The sequence below is a fragment of the Pseudomonas sp. SB113 genome, from assembly GCF_040754745.1.
In the GTDB taxonomy this organism is placed as follows: domain Bacteria; phylum Pseudomonadota; class Gammaproteobacteria; order Pseudomonadales; family Pseudomonadaceae; genus Aquipseudomonas; species Aquipseudomonas grimontii.
The window spans coordinates 30,440-47,282 of the sequence record NZ_JBFMHW010000012.1; the positions used below are offsets into that span (position 1 = coordinate 30,440).

16 protein-coding genes are annotated in these 16,843 nt (G+C 53.2%); 6 read left to right on the forward strand and 10 right to left on the reverse strand.

The features are described 5' to 3' along the window. Positions 1-12: 12 nt before the first annotated feature. Positions 13-822 (reverse strand): AraC family transcriptional regulator, encoded by an 810-nt coding sequence (locus tag AB1462_RS17025; RefSeq protein ID WP_259192621.1) that lies wholly within the window; start codon positions 820-822, stop codon positions 13-15. A 137-nt stretch (positions 823-959) separates the two neighbouring features. On the opposite strand from AB1462_RS17025, the gene AB1462_RS17030 reads away from it, so the two are divergent. Continuing rightward, positions 960-1,598: a LysE family translocator gene (locus AB1462_RS17030; protein ID WP_367247413.1), complete on the forward strand. Its 639-nt coding sequence runs from the start codon at positions 960-962 to the stop codon at positions 1,596-1,598. Between the two features lie 44 nt (positions 1,599-1,642). Continuing rightward, positions 1,643-2,737: a D-alanine--D-alanine ligase gene (ddlA, locus tag AB1462_RS17035; protein WP_367247415.1), complete on the forward strand. Its 1,095-nt coding sequence runs from the start codon at positions 1,643-1,645 to the stop codon at positions 2,735-2,737. 26 nt (positions 2,738-2,763) lie between these two features. On the opposite strand, the gene AB1462_RS17040 is transcribed toward ddlA, so the two are convergent. The 7 genes from AB1462_RS17040 to AB1462_RS17070 form a co-directional block, all read right to left on the reverse strand. After that, positions 2,764-3,078: a helix-turn-helix domain-containing protein gene (locus tag AB1462_RS17040; RefSeq protein ID WP_090409699.1), complete on the reverse strand. Its 315-nt coding sequence runs from the start codon at positions 3,076-3,078 to the stop codon at positions 2,764-2,766. Continuing rightward, on the reverse strand, positions 3,065-3,385 hold the full coding sequence (locus AB1462_RS17045) for a transcriptional regulator (RefSeq protein ID WP_131700439.1): 321 nt from the start codon (positions 3,383-3,385) through the stop codon (positions 3,065-3,067). Before AB1462_RS17045 ends, AB1462_RS17040 begins: the two co-directional genes overlap by 14 nt. Positions 3,386-3,553: 168 nt before the next feature. After that, positions 3,554-4,276, reverse strand: coding sequence for a peptidoglycan editing factor PgeF (gene pgeF, locus AB1462_RS17050; protein ID WP_367247417.1), 723 nt, complete (start codon positions 4,274-4,276; stop codon positions 3,554-3,556). Positions 4,277-4,299: 23 nt separating this feature from the next. Then, positions 4,300-6,129, reverse strand: coding sequence for a gamma-glutamyltransferase (ggt, locus tag AB1462_RS17055; RefSeq protein ID WP_315337420.1), 1,830 nt, complete (start codon positions 6,127-6,129; stop codon positions 4,300-4,302). A 35-nt stretch (positions 6,130-6,164) separates the two neighbouring features. Then, positions 6,165-6,944 (reverse strand): PhzF family phenazine biosynthesis protein, encoded by a 780-nt coding sequence (locus tag AB1462_RS17060; RefSeq protein WP_259192602.1) that lies wholly within the window; start codon positions 6,942-6,944, stop codon positions 6,165-6,167. A gap of 124 nt (positions 6,945-7,068) precedes the next feature. Further along, positions 7,069-7,902, reverse strand: coding sequence for a DMT family transporter (locus tag AB1462_RS17065; RefSeq protein WP_259192599.1), 834 nt, complete (start codon positions 7,900-7,902; stop codon positions 7,069-7,071). A gap of 306 nt (positions 7,903-8,208) precedes the next feature. Beyond that, positions 8,209-8,391 (reverse strand): hypothetical protein, encoded by a 183-nt coding sequence (locus tag AB1462_RS17070; RefSeq protein ID WP_367247419.1) that lies wholly within the window; start codon positions 8,389-8,391, stop codon positions 8,209-8,211. Between the two features lie 949 nt (positions 8,392-9,340). On the opposite strand from AB1462_RS17070, the gene AB1462_RS17075 reads away from it, so the two are divergent. The 4 genes from AB1462_RS17075 to AB1462_RS17090 all read left to right on the forward strand — a co-directional run bounded on the left by AB1462_RS17075 (position 9,341) and on the right by AB1462_RS17090 (position 14,358). Beyond that, positions 9,341-10,597, forward strand: a complete 1,257-nt coding sequence (locus AB1462_RS17075; protein WP_367247421.1) for a hypothetical protein — start codon at positions 9,341-9,343, stop codon at positions 10,595-10,597. Continuing rightward, positions 10,594-11,739, forward strand: coding sequence for a hypothetical protein (locus AB1462_RS17080; RefSeq protein ID WP_367247422.1), 1,146 nt, complete (start codon positions 10,594-10,596; stop codon positions 11,737-11,739). The genes AB1462_RS17075 and AB1462_RS17080 overlap by 4 nt, the downstream gene beginning before the upstream one ends. A 181-nt stretch (positions 11,740-11,920) precedes the next feature. After that, complete coding sequence (locus AB1462_RS17085) at positions 11,921-12,955, forward strand: AAA family ATPase (protein ID WP_367247423.1); 1,035 nt, start codon at positions 11,921-11,923, stop codon at positions 12,953-12,955. Further along, complete coding sequence (locus AB1462_RS17090; RefSeq protein WP_367247425.1) at positions 12,928-14,358, forward strand: AAA family ATPase; 1,431 nt, start codon at positions 12,928-12,930, stop codon at positions 14,356-14,358. Before AB1462_RS17085 ends, AB1462_RS17090 begins: the two co-directional genes overlap by 28 nt. 273 nt (positions 14,359-14,631) lie before the next feature. Here AB1462_RS17090 and AB1462_RS17095 read toward each other — a convergent pair whose 3' ends face one another. Both AB1462_RS17095 and AB1462_RS17100 read right to left on the reverse strand, forming a co-directional pair. Continuing rightward, positions 14,632-15,066: a hypothetical protein gene (locus tag AB1462_RS17095; RefSeq protein ID WP_367247427.1), complete on the reverse strand. Its 435-nt coding sequence runs from the start codon at positions 15,064-15,066 to the stop codon at positions 14,632-14,634. Positions 15,067-15,386: 320 nt separating this feature from the next. Beyond that, a complete protein-coding gene (locus tag AB1462_RS17100; protein ID WP_367247428.1) occupies positions 15,387-16,565 on the reverse strand; it encodes an AAA family ATPase in 1,179 nt (392 codons plus the stop codon). Between the last annotated feature and the right edge of the window lie 278 nt (positions 16,566-16,843).

Here is a 16,843-nt window from a genome sequence, read left to right on the forward strand (position 1 = left end):
CTGGCGGCACCCTCAGCGCCCGAGCATCTTCACCCAACGCGACGGCGGCATACCGTAGGTGCTGCGAAATTGCCGAGTCATATGGCTCTGGTCGGTGAAGCCGGCGATCAGCGCGGCGTCCACCAGCGACTGTCCCTGCGCCAACAGGCTGCGCACCAGGTCCAGCCGGCGCATCGTCAGGTAGCGGTAGGGGCTGGTGCCGAACAGCACGCGAAAATCCCGCGACAATGCCCAGCGGTCGCGGCCGGCGTGATCAGCGATTTCATCCAGGGTGATGCTGCGGCCCAGGGCGCTGTGGATAAACTCGCGGGCGCGCTCGGCGGCGACGTAATCGAAAGCCTTGCGGCTGACGATGGCGCCAGCGGCGTTGCTCAACGCGTGGGCCAGGTCGAACATCGCGTCCTGTTCCTGCAACGGGTCAATCGGGTGATCGAGGTTCTGCAGCAGCACTTCGCTGGCACGGAACAGCCTTGGGTCAGTGGATAAACCACTGGGGATAAACGGCAACGGCTTGCCGCCGAGGATCTGCTGGATCAGCGACGGCTCCACGTAAATCATCCGGTACTTGAAACCCTCGTCACTGCCGGCGTGGCCGTCGTGGGTCTCATCGGGATGGAGCACCATGGTCGTGCCGGGCAGGCTGTGGATCATGTCGCCGCGATAGTGAAAACTCTGCACGCCAGACAAGGTACGCCCGATGGCGTAGGTGTCATGGCGATGCGGGTCGAACGCAAAACCTGCAAAGTACGCCTCGATACGGTCCAGGCCGCTGGCATGCGGGGCACGGTGCAGCCAGTCGAAGTTGCGGGTCGGTTTGCCCATGGCGGCTTGTCACAAGAAGAGATGGAAATACGTTAACCCAGTCTGCATCCCTTGTCTGCCGGGGTCTTGTACGATTGTGCAGGTGGTAGGCGAGGTCTATGCTCCTCGCTCGTGCCCTGCGTTGATGGAGCTGCCCAATGGAATTTATCAACCCCGCCTACGTGGCTCCCCTGGTCTCACTGGCCCTGCTGTGGGCGGTGGCAGTGGTGACACCCGGCCCCAACTTCTTCAACACGGCACAGCTGGCTGCCAGTTTTTCGCGCCGCCATGGCGTGGTGGCTTCGGCTGGCGTGTCCACCGGCACGATCATGTGGGGGCTGGCGGGTGGGCTGGGCATCAAGTCGCTGTTTACCGCTGCGCCCATGTTGTACCTGGCGTTCAAGATCATCGGCGGCTGCTACCTGATTTACCTGGGGCTGAAACTGTTCAAGCGCTCGGCACCGGCGATGGGCCAGAGCCTGTTGCCGGACGACGCGCGACGTTCGCTGTTTTCCGCCTGGCGCCTGGGGTTGCTGGGCAACCTGTCCAACCCCAAGGCCGCGTTGTTCGTCGCCACCATCTTTGCCTCCACCATGCCGCCGTCGCCGTCGCCGATGCTGCTGACCCTGGCGGTGATCACCATGGCCACCTTGTCGTTCAGCTGGTATTCCTGCGTGGCCCTGGTGTTTTCCAGTGCGCACATGGCCAACCTCTACAGCCGTTCGCGCAAATGGCTCGACCGTTTTGCCGGCGGTTGCTACGTGTTGTTTGGCACACATCTGGTAGCGAATCGCTGACCACCCGTGGTAAGAAGCCTTACTTTCAACAGTGAGGCCGGGTCATGAGCAAGGTGCGGGTAGGGATTATTTTTGGTGGTCGTTCGGCTGAGCACGAAGTCTCGTTGCAGTCGGCGCGCAATATTGTCGATGCACTCGACCGCACACGCTTCGAGCCAGTCCTGATCGGCATCGACAAGGCCGGCCACTGGCACCTCAATGACACCTCGAACTTCCTGATCAACCAGGAAAGCCCGGCGCTCATCGCCCTTAACCAATCCAACCGTGAACTGGCGGTGGTGCCCGGCAAGGCCAGCCAGCAAGTGGTGGAAACCGCCGGCCAAGGCGTGCTGGAACACATCGACGTGATCTTCCCCATCGTCCACGGCACCCTCGGCGAAGACGGCTGCCTGCAAGGCCTGCTGCGCATGGCTGACCTGCCTTTCGTCGGCTCCGACGTGCTCGGCTCGGCGGTGTGCATGGACAAGGACATCAGCAAACGCCTGCTGCGTGATGCCGGTATTGCCGTGACGCCGTTCATCACCCTGACCCGCAGCAACGCCGCACGTACGTCCTTTGAAACGGCGGTGAATAAACTCGGCCTGCCAATGTTCGTCAAACCGGCCAACCAGGGTTCTTCGGTGGGCGTGAGCAAGGTTGGCAACGAGGCTGAGTACCACGCCGCTGTCGAACTGGCCCTAGGCTTTGATCAAAAGGTGCTGGTGGAATCCGCCGTGCGCGGGCGCGAAATAGAATGCGCTGTGCTGGGTAACGAAAACCCGGTCGCCAGCGGCTGCGGCGAGATCGTGGTGAGCAGCGGCTTTTACTCCTACGACAGCAAATACATTGACGGCCAGGCGGCGCAAGTGGTGGTGCCGGCAGATATCAGCCATGAAGCCAGTGAGCGTATTCGCCGCTTGGCCCTCGAGGCGTTTGACGTGCTGGGTTGCGCGGGATTGGCGCGGGTCGATGTGTTCCTGACCGACGACGGCGAAGTGCTGATCAACGAAATCAACTCACTGCCCGGCTTCACCCGCATCAGCATGTACCCCAAGTTATGGCAGGCGGCGGGGATGAGCTATAGCGAGTTGGTGAGCCGGTTGATCGAGCTGGCGTTGGAGCGGCATGCGGGGCGTAAGGGGTTGAGGATCAGCCGTTGATCCTCAGGGAGTGGCCAGTAACGCCATCAGGCGTTACTGAGGACTTCCCGAAAAACGTCTGGTCTTATGGCCGCAATATGCAGCAGTGAGCGTGCTGCACCGGAGGGGGAACGACGCCCCTGTTCCCACTCTTGAAGGGTTCTTACCGAAACCCCCAAAAGCTCGGCAAATTTGGGTTGCGACAGTCCTGTCTTGCTTCTTGCTTCGGCAGCTTGAGTGATTTCGATCTGCTGCACGGCGCCGTAGCGTCCTGCTTTAACATCCTGAATAGCGCTCAGTAATTCTTCGCCGATATTGCGTTTGGCGTCACGTTCCTTCAGTTGTTTATCAGTGAGTGGCATGGTTCATCTCCTTCGCAATTTTGTACAGGATGTGCGCTGGAATATTCTCCGTAGCGCCCTTGCCGTAAATCAGTAGGGCTACTATTGCTCCGCAAGCCAATTGAGTGGTGTAGATGACTCGCACTGCTCCCCTTTTGCCCTGACCCTCCAAGCACCAGCGTACTTTTCGGCAACCGCCCGAGCCAGGAATAACATTCCCGGCATCGGGATGGCTGGCAAGAAACGCCATGAAAATACCCTTTTCATCTTCGCTCCAATAGTCAGGCCATAGTTTGCTGAACAATGGAGATTCTATGATCGTTAACACGAGAAATTCTACGTCTTTGACGTAGCCCCTGGCAAGAAAGTGCGGGCCAGAAAATCGCAGGTGAAAAGGCGCCGCTCAAGAGGGGGGTTATCGCAAAAAATGACATGGCATTTTGCGATCTGAAGACATGTCGAGGATTTGAGAAAGAGTGTTGTAGGCCTTCTCGTGTCAGTCTTTACGAGCAATCCACGAATAAATCAACGTCTTCGCTTCCTCCGGCTGATGCGTCCTTCTTCGGTAGCTGGCAAACGTCGGCGACGTGCAGTAGGTGCACACCTCGCTCACTTCGATCTGCTCACGCTTGACGCCCGCCGCGTGCAGCAACAACAACCCATACCCGCTCAAATCAAACCACGCACTGCCTGCTTGCCGTGCATGGGGCGGGGTAATTTCCGGGGACCGCAGCGGTGCTGGTTGCACGAAGCTCCACGGTGCCTGGACGTGTTGCCACAGGTGCCCTTGGTCACTTTGGAAGTCGGCGATAAAGCCTTCGCTCACTTCATAACAGCACGGCTTGATCGATGGGCCGATAGCCACTTGCAGCTGGTCGGCTGCAATTCCCTCGGCAGCAAAGCGCTGCATGACGTTGGCGATAATCCCGCGTTGCAGCCCCTTCCAGCCGCCATGGACTGCGGCCACCCGTTCGCCCGTTTTCGACGCGAACAGAATGGGCAGGCAATCTGCGGTGATCACCGCGATCGGGTGAGCGTGGTGCGTCAACACACCATCGGCCTCGATCGTATTGGCCACCTGGCCGGCCTGCCATTCAATCACCGAGGCGCTGTGGACTTGCTTGCAGATGAACACCTCATCCGGGCGTAGCGGGTCATCGATCGAACAGAAACCGTGGTCGATGCCAGGGATGGCAGCGAGATTTTCAGCCTGATGCAAGGGATCACCTCCGTTCAATAAAGTCAGTCGCCGAGCGCTTCGCCTTCACGCCGAGGATCGGCGCCACCGCTCAGCGACACCTTGCCCAGGGCGTCCCGCTTGAGCACGATGGCCTGGATGCCGCTGGTCATGTCTATCTCGCTCAGCTCATGGCCCTTGTCCTTCAACACCTGCTTCAGGCCTGGGCTGAACAAGCCCGCCTCCAGCTCGGTTGCCCCATTGCGGCTGCCGAAATTGGGCAGGCCGATGGCGGCTTGCGGGTCGAGGTTCCAGTCGAGCATCGCCACCAGGGATTTGCTCACGTACTCGATGATTTGCGAGCCGCCCGGCGAACCGAGGGTGGCCAGCAACTCACCGCTCTCGCGGTCGAACACCAGGGTCGGCGCCATGGCCGAGCGCGGGCGTTTGCCGGGTTGCACGCGGTTGGCGACCGGCTGGCCGTTTTCTTCGGGGATGAATGAGAAGTCGGTCATCTGGTTATTGAGCAAGAAGCCCTGGACCATCACATGGGAACCGAACGCGGCTTCCACCGTGGTGGTCATCGACACGGCGCCGCCCTGGTCATCTACGGCGACGACTTGTGACGTGGAGATTCGCAGTGGCGAACGGTCTGGTGCGTACGCGACTTGAATGCCGGCCGGTCGGCCTGGCTTGGCGATGCCCATGCTGCGCTCGCCGATCAGCGTGGCACGCTGTGCCAGGTAGGTCGGGGCGACGAGGCCGGCAACCGGTACCGGCGTGAAGTCCGCATCTGCCACGTACAACGCGCGGTCGGCAAAGGCCAGGCGACCGGCTTCGGCGATCAGGTGTACGGCCTCAGACGTGGGCTCAAGCCCGGCAGGCGAGGCGCTTTTTATCGGTGTCATCGGTGCGATGGCCAGGTGCGGGGCGCGGGCTTCCAAGGCCTGCAATGTGCCGAGAATCTGCGCGACCGCAATCCCGCCTGAGGACGGCGGCGGCATGCCACAGACTTTCCAGCGTTTGTAATCGGTGCACAACGGCACGCGTTCCTTGGCGACATAGCCCTTGAGGTCCGCTTGAGTCAGGCTGCCCGCATTGCGGTTGCCCTGCACCTTGCGCGCAATCTCATCGGCAATCGGCCCGTGGTACAGGGCGTCCGGCCCTTCCTGGGCAATGCGCTTGAACACAGCGGCCAGCGCCGGGTTTTTCAACCGTGTACCGGTGGCTTTAGGCGTGCCATCGGCATTCAGGAAATAGGCCGCCATCTCCGGCGATTGTGCGATAAAGCGGTCTGCGGCGATCAGGCTGTGCAAGCGCGGCGAGATCGCGAAGCCCTGTTCCGATAAGCGAATCGCCGGTTCGAACAGCTTGGCCCATTGCAGGCGGCCGGTCTTCTTATGGGCCATTTCCAGGGCCCGCAGCACCCCTGGCGTGCCCACCGAGCGCCCGCCGATCTGCGCGTCGGTGAAGGCCATCGGCGTGCCGTCGGTGTTCAGGAACAACCGCTCGGTCGCGCCGGCCGGGGCCGTTTCGCGGCCGTCATAGGCGTGCACGTTTTTCCCATCCCACAGCATGATGAACGCACCGCCGCCAATGCCGGAGGATTGTGGTTCCACCAGGGTCAACACCGCCTGCATCGCAATGGCGGCGTCAATCGCCGACCCGCCTTGGCGCAACATCTCGCGTCCGGCCTCGGCCGCCAGCGGGTTGGCGGCGGCGGCCATATGGCGCTCGGCATGACGGGTGCCGAGGTCGGTGCGATAGCCCGAGCCCAACTCCGGCGCCGGTGGCTGTTCGTTGACCGGGGTGTGGCAGGCAGCCAGGGTAAGGGCTGCCGCCATGAGCGACAGTAGGCGGCGGGAAATCGAAAACACGTGCTGAACTCCGTTCATTTTGAGAATGATCTGTTGTCCTTGGGTACTGCGGTTTACAGGTAAATCGTGCCTTGCATGTACAGCACCGCCTTGCCGGAAATAATCACGCGGTCGCCCTGCAGCTCGCAGTGCAATTGGCCCTTGCGCTGGCCCCCTTGCTCGGCCGTCAAGCGCGACTTGCCCAGGCGCTCGGCCCAGAATGGCGCCAGCGAGGTGTGCGCGGACCCGGTGACAGGGTCTTCATTGATCCCCACATTCGGCCCGAACCAGCGCGAAATGAAATCAAACCGGGTGCTCTTGGCGGTGACTGCAATCCCGCGCTTGGGCAGGCCCTTGAGCTGCGCAAAGTCAGGCGTCAGCGCGGCGACCTGGGCTTCGTCGTCCACCAGCACGATGTAGTCATCGGTGCCGAACACGTCGGCGCGCTCGATCCCCAGGGCACTCAACATTCCGGCGGGCGGTTCGCAGCGCTGTGGCTGCCGGGCGGGGAAATCCATCGCCAGTTCATCGCCATTGCGCGTCACCCGAAGCTCGCCGCTGCGGGTGGCAAAGCGCAGCACCTGTGGTGCGTCCGCCAGCGCGTGAATCAACACCCACGCCGTCGCCAGCGTGGCATGGCCGCACAGGTCGACTTCGACTTGCGGGGTAAACCAGCGCAACTCATAGAACCCATCGCGGGGCACGAAGTAGGCGGTTTCGGAGAGGTTGTTTTCGGCGGCGATATGCTGCAGTTGCTCATCGGGCAGCCACTCGGTGAGCGGGCATACCGCGGCAGGGTTGCCGCCGAAGATATGTTGGCTGAAGGCGTCGACTTGGTAGATGTCCAGTTTCACCGTGAAGCACTCCGTGTGTGGGGGAGGCTGGACACTAACAGTGGCAAGGGAGGGCGTCAAAAGCGGCCTAACCGAGGATAGGCCGACCCGTCGGGGGGCGTAAGAGCCGAGTGGCGGTGGCGCCTCAGCCCAGTCGCAACACCATAGCCCCGCCGGCAATGATGCACGCAGCCATGATACGGCGGCGGGTCAGTCGCTCCTTGAGCACCAGCGCCGAGATTACCACGCCAAACAGAATCGACGTCTCCCGGAGCGCTGAGACCGTGGCGATCGGTGCTGCCGTCATTGCCCAAAGCGCCAGGCCGTAGGACACGACGGTGCCGAAGCCACCGATAACGCCAGGGCGCCAGTGGCGCGCCAGGTAGCGGCAGAATTCACGCCGCCTGACGGCAACTGCCCACACGGCAAGCGCAATGCCGGTGAGCAGGAATATCCACAGCGTGTAGGCCGCCGGGGCGCCGGATTTGCGCACACCCACACCGTCGATAAGGGTGTAGCCGGCGATGACCGCCGCATTGACCAGCGCTAGGAGGATTCCTTTTCGCTGACCGGTGCCGGGGGCGGCAGCCATGCTCAAAATGCCGATGCAGATGATGGCAATGCCGAGCCAGGCAAATGAGGACAGGGATTCGGACAACAGCCCTACGCTCGCTGTCGCCACCAGCAACGGCGCGGTGCCCCGCATGATCGGGTAGGTCTGGCTCATGTCGGCAATACGGTAGGTCGAGGCGACCAGCACGAAATACATCACCTGCAAAATCACCGACGCGCCGATGAAGGGCCAACTTTCCTTTGCCGGCAACGCCAGAAACGGAATGACCGCTGCTGCAATCAGCGATGCGATGGACGCGATCATGCACGTGGTCAGCAGCTTGTCGTCACCGCCCTTGACCACGGCATTCCAAGTGGCGTGCAACGCAGCGCCCAGCATGATGATTGCGAACACATCAAGGCTCATGAAGGGACATCCTGTTGGCTCAGTTCTGTATCCAGGGATGGGGGCTGCGAGTATGCCCCAGGCACTTTCTTCGAGGCATAAAAAAACGGCCTACCTTGCGGTAAGCCGTTTTTAGTACTTGGTGGTACACAGTCATTTGAACTGATCTTGCAATGCTCTGTATTTAAAGGGTTTTGTTCGGAGGATATCAGTTAGGCATACATGTAGGCATACACGCTGCTTGCTTCTGCCTACAGATGTAGTGGTATTCCCACTAGGTAAAGCACCACCAGTTGGTAGGTGATGTGTAGCCATTCGGCCAGGTAGTCACTTCTTTGTCCGACCTTCTGCCGACAATGAGGCAAGGGCAAGGGTGATGAATCCTGCATTCCCATCCAGGGTTTCTAGTGCCCCTCGGATGTTCTGTGCCACTTCTGTGGATCCTCTTTGCTCAACCCAGTTTGACAGCTCCTCGATAGCTGCCCCCAGCGCCAGTTGGTTTTCATTCATGCGCTTGAGTAATTACGCAAGTAAAGGGGGTGTCTTCCATGATGCTCTCCCACCGTGTTGTCAGGTAGTCAATCTACCTCCAACCAGTGGCGTTGCATATCAGCTCTCCTCACCACCTGGTGATCGGAAATCACGCCGGTCATCTTGATTCACGAGAGGCCAACAATGTGGTGTAGGGCCAATTTTGAATGGCTGTATGAGAGCACATATCCTTCCCCCCTCCAAAACTGGTGTAACCGGTGTTACGGGTGTAACGCCCTTCACAAAACGCCCGGTTTCATTGGCTTTCACGCCCGTTACACAGTCGAGCAACATCGCGTACATCCGATGTAACGCTGCCCATGCGTGTAACGGCAAAGCCAGCATCCTGGGTTGTGTGCGGCCGCTTTGCGCTCCGGCCTACCAAGCGAATTTCGTCGGCTCCGCCTTTCGATGAGAGGAAATCACGCTGGGGACCCTGAGAGTTTTCGCTTCACACGGGGCATGAAACCCGCGGGATCGTGGTAGCAGCATCCACACCAGCTTACTGAAATTTCAATGTTGAAATTGAAAGGATCTTGAAGAAAAAAGGGCTTCTTTACCGTATTGGTAACGGTACTCGCAGATGGCTGAAAGGGTAGGGCATATGCACAGGTGAACTGGAGTTCACCAGCTTCATCTGTTCACTAACTTGGGTGCCCTTTCGCTAACACGCTCCGGCGGGTTTCCGACCACGTATCTAGTCAACTCTCCCAGGGGGCCTGGAGTTTTCAAGTGGGAAAAGCAAAACCATGAACTCTATCGCTGAAGGTTTATCCGCTTACGGGGCCAGGGGGGGGAAGTTGGTATTGCAGGTGTTGAGCTCTTTGAGCATAGGCAAGAAGTGCGAGGGAAAATAATTCTGATATGTATTTTTGACGCCAAAAAAACTGCAATCTGTAACAAATCTGAGAAAACTGGACGATTTTATTTGCGTGAGCTAATAGTTAGTGAACCACTCTCAGAATGGATGCCAATTATGTTCAGGTGTATACCGCTAGCGTTAGCACTGATAGTTCTCTCTGCATCCGCTGATGACGTCGGTCAGTACAGCAATCAGCAAGAATTGAAGATCAAAGCTTTAAATGAGCTTCAATCAAAATATCCTCCGACTCAAGGGGAGAACCAACTCTTTATTTATGGCAATGCTCTCCGCGAAGGACGGGATATCACAGACAGAATCGTGACTGAACGACTTGACCGTGACCCGGACATGGTTTCGAGAATTCGAGGATCGAATTATGGAGTAATGTCAGAGAACGGAAAAGCAGGTAGTCCATTCAGAGAAAAGTATAGGGTCTTTGACCAGACAATTCGCGGTGAAGCAGGGGCAAAGGAAGCAAAAGTATTAGGAGTGGTTATTCCCCTGGAAATTGAGGAGGAAAGGCTAAAACAGTCAATTGACTGTAAAGGCGAGCTCAATGATGGATTGCAAATACTTCAAATTGCCAAGTGTTTTACGTCTCTCTCCAATGCAGTTTTGAAAATAACACCATACGTGAGTATTGATAAAACATATACCAGAGGACTTTCCAGTCTCTCTTCATTAGTTACCACATCAGATATTCATCGCTGCGATGTATCTGTTGTACGAAGCGGTCTTTGGATTACGGCAAAGCACTGTTTGGATGATGTCAAATGGAATCTTGATATATTGCGTATTGTCGTTGAAAACAAAAAAGTGAAAATCATTAAAGCTGTCCCTGCCAACTGCCAGCAGCAACCTTGTGATATAGCGTATTTGTACGCCGAGACACCAACATCTGCAGAGATTCCAACAATACTTTCTAAAGAGGTAGAGATAAGATGGGATAATCCAATTTTTATCCCTGGCATTCCGTATGGTGCAAAGCTTGCCGGTATATTTGAGCCAGAATCGATTTACTCGAACGAAGCTGTTTCCCCAAGTTATGCAAAGCTCAGATATAACGATTTGGTAATGTGGAGCCCATACAACGAAGGCTTCTGTATGAGCCTGATGAAAGATAACGCCAGTTGCATCATTCATACATGCAGTACTGTTAGAGGCTTTTCGGGCGCGCCGATATATAGATACGATCAAGAAAAAGATAAGATCATTCTTATAGGGATTCACTCTGGAGCAGATGGCGAGCTAAATAAGTGCGAAGTCACTAGCAAGAAGGTCAATTACGCAAAACTCATAACTGCCGAGGACTTGCCAAAATGAAAAAATTGATATTTTTAGTTGGTGCGTTAATTGCTGGATGCTCCGGTGCCCCAACTTCCGATGTTTTTTATACTGGGCCTGTAAATTACGATAAAATCGACAAAGACCCAGTGATGGCAAAAACCAAGGTATTCATCAAGCGCGGTTACGCTTGTAATTACAAGACAAAAGCACCTGAATCAGGAGCGTTGGTTGCTCTTCTCCTTCCGACGCTTGTCGAAAAAACTATTGATTATGGATTTGACAAGCTAAAAGAATACAATGCATATCTCAATGCTGATGTTACTGTGAAAGGTTCAGCACTTCTAGCCTACGATACCCTACCCGCTGCATGGCCGCCCAAGGAGGAAAGTGATTCAAAGGCCCTAAAAAAACAACAGTTTGTTGATAGTGAGATCACAAAACTAACTACCTGGTACCTTAAAAAAGATCGTAAAAATACAACCAAGGACGAAGAGCTGAAGAAGCTAATAGATAACAATAAACACAAATTTGGGGAGAGATTTGACAAAGAAAATATAGCAATTCTCCAAGCGTCCGGGAATGATCTTTGTGTAATTTTGATCTCCGGCATATACAAAAATTATGCTGACACCAAGGCCCTCGATGACTTTGTGAACGAGACGGGGGCAAGTAGAGAAAATCTGCTTTCCTATCAGTCAATCGTTCCAACTATTGAAAGTAAAGATGAGGACAAGCCGTTCAAGGGGCTTGTTGGTGCTCCATCTCTTGTATACGAAATGCACATAGTTGTGACTCCAGATTCTGAAATAAACACTTTTGCTGCCGTACCTCAAAACCTCTTCTATCCCCATGCCCTCCATAAGTGGACAGTTGATAGTGTAGAGAGAAGGTTAACTATTATTACCACGCTTGGAAGTCATATACAGCCTATCGAAATTCAGCACATAAAGGCTGGAGGTAACTACGATGTCAAAAAAATATATGATTCCTGGGTAGTGTTTACCGCGCCTAAAGATGAAGTATTTCAGCAGGTTTCTCTCTCTATCTCTGAAAGTCCTGACAAGGCGATTACGACAGATTTATTAGATGCTATAGAAACTCAAAGAGAGCAGGTTAAGAAAAAAGCTAAAGATTATACAGATAAAAAGGTTGGTAATAAAAAGGAGGAGGATAAGTAGCCCTTAATTCCGAAAAATAGAACCCTCTCTAGAGGGCTCTATTTGACGTCCATAAGCCTCTTGCTACAGGCCGAAACCGGCGAGAAGCGGCCACTTGCGCAGTCTGCTATATAGTGCTCTAGTAGACTGAAATAACGATCAGTTGCCCGCATGGAAAGTCTACCAAGGTAGGATTGGATCAATGATCAAACAGATAGATATCTTAAGTTTCGGCAGCTTTTCAGGGTTTGACTGGAATGAAACTGTGAGGGACAGCGGAAAAAACGTTAAGACCTTCCATCGTCTGAATATCCTCTACGGGCGCAACTACTCAGGCAAGACGACCCTATCTCGTGTCTTTCGTGCACTGGAAACGCATAAACTCCCCTCGAACTACGTTGGTTCGTCCTTTACCGTTACGGGCGACAAGGGCGCAGTCACTTGCTCAGGCCTAATGACCCACGGCTATGACGTGAGGGTCTACAACCGCGACTTTGTGACTGATAATCTCAGCTTCTTGGTCAATGAGGATGGCGGCGAGATAAAGACCTTCGCCATAGTTGGCGAGCAAAATAAGGGGATTGACGATGCTATTGCTGCCATTGAGACCAAGCTGGGGAGAGCTGAGGCGAAGGGTGGCCTTCGCTTTGACCTTGAAGCCAAGAGAGAAGAGCGCGACCGCACGAAGACCGACCACAGTACCGCTTTCACTGCACTCGAAGGCAAGTTGCGCGCACAAGCCGCTGACAAGATCAAGAAGAACCTCCAGTACGGAGTTCCTGTTTACAACATCGACCACATCAGACGCGACATTGCCGCCACTAGGAAGGCTGAATTCGTCCCGCTGACGCTTCAGGAGCAGGCTGGCAAACTTGCTCTGCTCAAACAAGAAGCTTTGCCTGACATAACAGATACGGTTGTCATTACCCTCCAGTTTGACTACTTGAAAAATCAAGCCGAGCCGATTCTGTCCAAAGTGATCACGCCGACCACGCCCATTCAAGAACTACTCAACGACAGCGTATTGCAACTGTGGGTCAAGCAAGGTATCGCCCACCACCGTGATAAACGCGAAGTCTGTGCCTTCTGCCGGCAGAGCTTGCCTCATGACCTTTGGCAGAAGCTGGACGAGCACTTCAGCAAGGAATCCGGTGATCTTGAAACCTCTTTGGACAAGGCCATCACCTCACCTCAGTCAATGGCGAGATTATGGCCGTCGGTAGCTTCGTTTCGTTGACAAGCGATCAGTTCTACACAGAGGAACGTGCTGTGTTTGACACGAGCAGCAAGGCTCTTGCCGAAGCATTGGTTGTCTACAAACAAGACTTGGAAGCGCTCAGGACGTTGCTGGAAACACGAAAAAACAATCTGTTCCACTCAGTGGCACTGCTTCCGTCATTGCATGACCCCAAAGAAATCCAGAAGCATGTGGACTCCATCAATACTTTGATTGCCACAAACAATGGCAAGACAAAAACTCTGGAAAAAGACAAGACTGCCGCCAGAGACGTGCTTCGTTTGGCTGACGTGTTTGCATTTGCAAATACGATTACTTATGACACGGAACTTGCCCGCATAACGACTCTCAAGACTAGGGCGGATACCGCAGGCACGGCATACACGGACGCAGAAAAGGAAGTTCGTGACGCCGAGGCAGAGGTCCAAACCTTAAGAGCCAAACAGAAGGATGAACGCAAAGGGGCGGAGCGAGTCAACTCCTTGCTCAACAACTTCTTTGGTCATGACGGCCTCAAACTCGAGCCTCGTGACAGCGCTGACAAGGCAACTGTCAAGTTCGAGATAACACGAGATGGCAAAGCTGCGTACAACCTGAGCGAAGGCGAATGCAGTTTGATTGCATTCTGTTACTTTATGGCGAAATTAGATGATCCTGAAAGCAAAGGTAAGGAGCTGATAATCTACATTGACGACCCAATTTCAAGCTTGGACAGCAACCATATATTTTTTATGTTCAGCTTGATTGAAAGCTTGATTGAAAGCTTGATCGCTAAACCCATAAAAAGAATTGATGGTTCAAACGGCTATCGCTATAAGCAGCTTTTCATCTCAACACACAATTTGGATTTTCTCAAATATCTCAAGCGTCTATCCATTCCAACCAAAAAAATATCTGCGAGTGAGGGTAAGACCAAGAGCGTCTACGACCACGAGCATTTCATGATTGAGCGCAATGGGGCAACAAGCAATATCCTGCTCATGCCGTCTTATCTCAAAGACTACATCACTGAATTTCACTACCTGTTTCATCAGATCTATAAGTGCAAAGATCAAGCCGCCTCACAAATTAGCCATGAGCCTTTTTTTGGGTTTGGCAACAATTTGCGAAAGTTTTTAGAGGCTTTTCTTTTCTTCAAGTACCCATACCATGACGATAGGAACGACACTTTTGAGCGGATAAAGAAGTTCTTTGGAGAGGAGGATACGGCGATTGCTCTTGTCAATCGTCTTAACAATGAGTTCTCTCACTTGGAGGCTGTCCCAGACAGAAGCTTTAAACCAGTAGAAATTCCCGAGATTTCTAAGGTGGCTAACTATGTCTTGGATAAGATATACGCTTCAGATCCTGTCCAATATAACGCCCTATTGAAAAGCATTGGTGAGCCCGGGCGAACGGCTTGATGTCAAGTATTCCAGAGCATCTACCACTCAAGGTGCAACAGCACCTTTGAAATGTTTACGCGTACGCTGATTTGCAGCCCGAAGATGGTAATTTGATTATGTAAGACGTACGCTAGTGACCGTTGACCTCCGGCAAGGACTGCTTAAGGCCAAAACTGATCGCTTGTGAGCGGCTGCTTCTGGACGATTATACCTGTCGCCACCATCTGCGTTGGGAGGCGTTTGATCACAACTAAAAATGCTCGAGCTGAACGTGGGAAAATTTCACGACCGCTATCGATCTCTAGGTCCAAAAATAGACTCCATCGCCTTTTTAATATCGTTTTTGAATTGGTTGAAACTAGGCATATCTAGTCTTTCTACGTCGACAGCGCGTGCTAATTCAATTAAATCATCCCGTACAAGTTCCTCCCTTCCCAGCAAGTTTGCTAAATGCACTTTGGGAGAGCGCTCTTCGGAGTCCTGATTCCCTGCCAAGCTAGTTTCCAAAAGGTGGCAGTGCTGGTAGGGAGGGGTGCCAGCATGGCAGATAAACCACGCTTCAGAAGTCGGCTTTGGAACCATTGCTATACCGGTGATATTTTGTATCTCAAATCCCTTGTAGGTTCCATTGACAATTGTTTCCTGAAGGTCTGGTGATCTGCGCAGCAAAGCTCGGGTACCATCTGTGTCATGGAAATAAATACACAGGTCGGCACCATTTTCCATTGCTATCTGTCCCAATGCCCAAGCGCCTTTTGCATGTTCAATACCCCCTCTCCCATTAGAGTGTGTTTGAAATAGGTTGGGCTTAAGTGTTTTCGTAACTCGAGACCTCTCGCCCCTGCTTATTAGATATGTTGGTATCGGAACGTCGGCAGTCCACTCATACAAATCTCGGTACCAATCGGGTGCATAGAGATAAATTAGCTTGTAAATCAGTATAAGAGTAGGACCAACCTCAATATCTGCACCCTCACTGACTCCCAATCCTCGTCGAGAAACCCCAAGGTCAGTAACTCCCTCTCCACTCACAGCAATTGCTCGGATCATTTGGGGTTATTAGCCTTAGCTACCAAGATTTCCTCTGCCTCTTGGGCTATGACAGCATGAGGAATATCAATCATAACCTCGCCGGGAGAAAGAAAGTCTAGCTTACTCAATGCAGTTGGCACGTCAAAAAGCCGAATGGCCCGAGTTACGCCATCATCTCGTTTGTAAATAAAGACAACTGCTTTGCGAGCCAAGTCATCCTTTAGGAAGTTCAGCACTACTGGAGAGTGAGTCGTCACAAGCGTTTGCTTGGGAGACTCTACCAGTGCATCAACCAACATTTGGGCTACTTCTGGATTGACGCCATTCTCAATTTCATCATATAGTAAAAAAGAGTTTAAACTGAAACGCTGAGCCGAGATGGCCAGCAATCTCATAAAACCATCATTTATGTGTCGAGCTTCAGTCTTAAATGTATCGTCGCCACTTATGGATTCTTCGATTTCTACCTTGATCCACCCACCTGCAACTGACGCAGTATGTATATTTATGAGCTGCGGATAGTATCTGCGCAGATCATTAACGATAGTTTTCCGATCTTTTGTCGAAAGTCCATGTAAAAAAGCAGACAGTTTTTCGCCACCCAGTCCAATATCTGGGAGCTCGCCAGCTCTCGACTTTTCCCTTATCAAGTTTGGAGCCAGGAGATCAAGAGATCGAAATCCACTGATAAAGTTTTTTATTGAGGTTAATTCAGTTCCAAGAACCTCAGGCTTTATTTGAGATAAGGTAGTGCCCACATAATTGAAATCTACAGATTTAGTTTCGCCCCCATAAAGGCGATAGCCTTTATCAGTTGCGTCATAGAGCTCTACTACATTTGATTCTTCTGAACGACTAATATGTTCGTACGTGCAAGCCAGTTTCGTGCGATTGAACCTGGCAATCCAAAAGTAATAATTATTTTCTATACGAAATATAAGCCTAAGCGATATAGATTGTTTTCGACTAGGCTTGAATGTCAAATCGGCAGATTTCCAGTTGCGCATCTTTAGCCAGCGCTCTGTTGAGCCTTGAAATAAGCTCGCAATGAAATCAAATAACTGGAGAATTGTGCTTTTTCCGGCGCCGTTGTAGCCTACTAGGCATGTGAACTCCGAAATATCGAGTTCAAAGTCTATCAGCGATTTAAAGTTATCGACTTTTACCGATAAAACTTGTTTGTCTCGCCGCATTTCTAGATCTCGCTTTCTGTGATTTTCTTTTCATGTTGAAGAACTTTCGATGTGTATGGCAACTATCAGTACTTCGCTGCGTACCTTAGCACAGGAATGCCGGGTAAAAAATCTCAGCAAGGCCTCAACTTAGGCACACCAAGTGTCTGCCTTTGGCCGATTTCGACCTTTTCGGGAGTGCGCGCTCTCTGCTGGGGCGCGCTTGGCATGTGAAGGCGCATTCATTAGGCATGGACTCCACGCAACTGCTTATTTACATGTGGATTGTCGTTCTATGT